The sequence below is a fragment of the Bartonella sp. AU15XJBT genome, assembly GCF_028618615.1.
Taxonomy (GTDB): Bacteria; Pseudomonadota; Alphaproteobacteria; order Rhizobiales; family Rhizobiaceae; genus Bartonella.
In genome coordinates, this window is sequence record NZ_JAQITG010000069.1 from 1 (window position 1) to 3,275 (window position 3,275).

Here is a 3,275-nt window from a genome sequence, read left to right on the forward strand (position 1 = left end):
TTCCACGTTAAGCAGTGGCAAAAACCTTTCACCAAAAGCGGCACAAGAATTGGCCAATGCGCTCAAAGGGGTTTTGGCGGCTGAACATTTGTCGACCACGAGGCGGCAAAAGTTGGAAAAGGATTTTACAAGCAAGGCAAGCAAAGCGGTTGAGGTGGCAGCGGCAGCAGCGGGGCTCTCAGAAGAGACGGCACGGGCTATTCGTGCGCAGGTGTTGGGGGTAAAAAATGGCTGAACAGCCTCTCTCAAAAAGTCATGTCTTTGATCATCAGAGCGGTTTTGATATTTGGAGGGAAAGCTCTTTTCCGCAAGAGAGGGATCCTTTAGCGGAAGGCATTTTGATGGCGCATCAACGGGCATGGATTGAAGATAAGTCACCATTAAAATTGGTTGAAAAAGGGCGGCGGACCGGCATTACTTTTGCGGAAGCTTTGGATGATACCCTTATTGCGGCGGCAACGCTTGAGGCTGGTGGTGATAATGTTTTTTACATTGGCGACACCAAAGAAAAGGGGCGTGAATTTATTGGCTATGTGAGCAATTTTGCTTCAGCACTTACCAGCAATAGTGGTGATGTGGAGGAATTTTTATTCTCTGATCAAAAAGATGATGGGTCAACAAAATATATCTCTGCTTACCGCGTGCGCTTTGCTTCAGGTTTTCGGATTGAGGCGCTTTCTAGCCGCCCTGAAAATATCCGTGGTCTCCAGGGCATTGTGGTGATTGATGAGGCGGCGTTTCATAAAGATGTGCGCTCTGTTTTGGATGCGGTGAATGCCTTGTTGATTTGGGGAGGCAAGATCCGTGTGATCTCAACACACAATGGTGTGCTTAATCCTTTCAATGAACTGATCCGTGAGGCACGCGCGGGCAAGGTTCCTTTTTCTCTGCATTGTTATCCCTTTGGTGAGGCGGTTAAAAATGGTTTATTTAAACGGGTTTGTGCCATGAAGGGGGAGGTGTGGAGTTTAGCAGCTGAGCAAAAATGGGAAGAGCAAATCCGTGCTTCTTATGGGGTGCGTTTGAGTGCTATGCGCCAAGAATTAGATGCCATACCGGCAGATCAAGAAGGGGCGGCTTTAACACGCTTACAGATTGAAAATTGTTGTGCGCGAGATATTGCGGTGCTGCGTTTTGCTTGTGCGGATGATTTTAAAAATCAATCGGATGATCAACGAAGTCAAGTGGCGTTTGCTTGGTGTGAGGGGCGCTTAAAGCCTCTTCATATTGGGCTTGACCGACGGCGCCAACATGTTTTTGGTGTTGATTTTGCGCGCAGCGGCGATGCAACGTCGATTGTGGTGATGGAAGTGGGGCAAGATTTGGTGCGCCGTGTCCGGTTTATGGTGGAATTGCGCAATACGCCGTTTGATCAACAAAGAGAGATTTTATTTTATGGGGTGAATGGTTTGCCACGTTTGTTGGGGGGCGCGTTAGATGCGCGGGGCAATGGGGCTTATTTAGCGGAAAAAGCAGCGCAGCGTTATGGGGCTTGTGTGAGGGAAGTACAATTGTCGCAAAGTTGGTATGGCAAAGAAATGCCGGCTTATTTGGAAGCTTTTGGTGATGGGTCCATTGTTTTGCCGCGCGATAGTGACATTGTGGCGGATCATCAAGCGCTTGCTTATGTCAATGGCATTGTGAAAATTCCAGACAATCATCGTTTTAAAGGCAGTGACGGTTTTATGCGCCATGGTGATAGCGCGATTGCTTGCGCTTTGGCTTATTTTGCCAGTCGGCAGGCGCCTGAAATTTACGAATATACGCCTGTGAGAGAGGTTTATGGTTTTGATGAAAGCCCACTCTTTTCAACGCCTTTTTTTTCAACGACGAGATCAAAGATATATTGATGGGATGATGAGATGGTAAAACTTTTAGATCAGTGGGGTAGGGCGCTTCATATCAAAGGGTTGGAGCGGGAGGTGGCAAGTCCAAGCATTGGTGGTGTTCGTGATGTATGGTCACAAACCATTGTCAGTGGTTTAACACCTGCGCAACTTGCTGATATTTTGCAGCAGGCAGCGAGGGGGGCGCCTGAACAATTTTTCCAACTTGCTGATGATATGGAAGAGCGTGATTTACATTATCGTGCTGTGCTTGGCATGCGTAAAAATGCTCTCACAGGGGTGGAGCCTGGGGTGATTGCTGCAAGCAACAGTGCACTGGACAAAAAAATTGCCGATGCTGTTCGAGAAATGATTAGTGCACCTACCTTTGTTGATGATTATGTGACGGATTTGTTAGATGCTTTGGGAAAAGGCTATGCGATTGTTGAAACCTTGTGGGACAAGAGTGCCAAAGAATGGTGGCCGGTTGCTTGGAAATGGCGTGATCAGCGGTTTTTTCAATTGGACCGGCGAGATGGCTTTCATTTGCGTTTAAAAGAAGAGGGGTCTTTGTACGGAACAGAGTTGCCTGCTTATAAATTTTCCATTCACAGACCCAAGTTGAAAAGTGGCTTACCTATCCGTACGGGGCTTGCACGGCTTGCGGCTTGGGCATTTTTGTTTAAGTCTTATACCTTAAAAGATTGGATGGCTTTCTTAGAAGTTTACGGCATGCCGTTGCGTGTGGGAAAATATGGGGCAAGCTCTTCTCATGAGGAACGGCGGGTTCTCATGAAGGCTGTGCGTGATTTATCCAGTGATGCGGCAGCGATTATTCCCAAAGAGATGGAGATTGAGTTTATTGAAGCGGCAGGGGGCAGTGGCAATGCGGTTTTTGCCGCAAAGGCGGAATATTTAGATCGACAGATTTCAAAGGGTGTGTTGGGACAAACGATGACGACGGATGATGGGTCGTCCTTTTCGCAAGCGCGCATTCATGAAAATGTGCGCCATGATATTGCCAGAGCTGATGCACGGCAATTGGCATTGACAGCCAATCGTGATTTGATCGTGCCTTTTGTTGAGATTAATTTTGGGCGCCAAGAGCGCACCCCCCTTGTCTATTGGCCGATTTCGGAAAATGAAGATATTAAAGCGATTAGTGATGCGCTGGAAAAACTTGTGCCTTTAGGTTTGCGTGTTGGGGCGCAAGAAGTGCGCAATAAGATTGGCTTTTCGCAACCAAAAAAGGAAGAAGATGTTTTAAAGGCTCCTGATAATGCGCCTGATGATGAGAGGGGACAAGAGGATGATGCGGGGCAACAAAAAGCTCATGTTTGTGCTGATTGTGGGGGTGTTGATGTTTCTGTGACAAGAGAGAGCAAGGGTGGAAAAGAGCAGGGTGGGAAATATCACGACGAATTGGACCGACTTTCTGAAGAAGCTTTA

Annotated in this window: 3 protein-coding genes; all 3 read left to right on the top strand. The window is 47.5% G+C overall.

The genetic code is table 11. From position 1 onward, the window contains the following. On the top strand, positions 1-235 hold a 235-nt coding region (locus PVV57_RS09900), incomplete at its 5' end, for a phage protein Gp27 family protein (RefSeq protein ID WP_273784000.1). Then, positions 228-1,850: a hypothetical protein gene (locus tag PVV57_RS09905; RefSeq protein WP_273718826.1), complete on the top strand. Its 1,623-nt coding sequence runs from the start codon at positions 228-230 to the stop codon at positions 1,848-1,850. The genes PVV57_RS09900 and PVV57_RS09905, both read left to right, overlap by 8 nt. Before the next feature lie 12 nt (positions 1,851-1,862). Further along, positions 1,863-3,275: DUF935 domain-containing protein (locus tag PVV57_RS09910; protein ID WP_273784001.1), on the top strand; the 1,413-nt coding region annotated here is incomplete at its 3' end.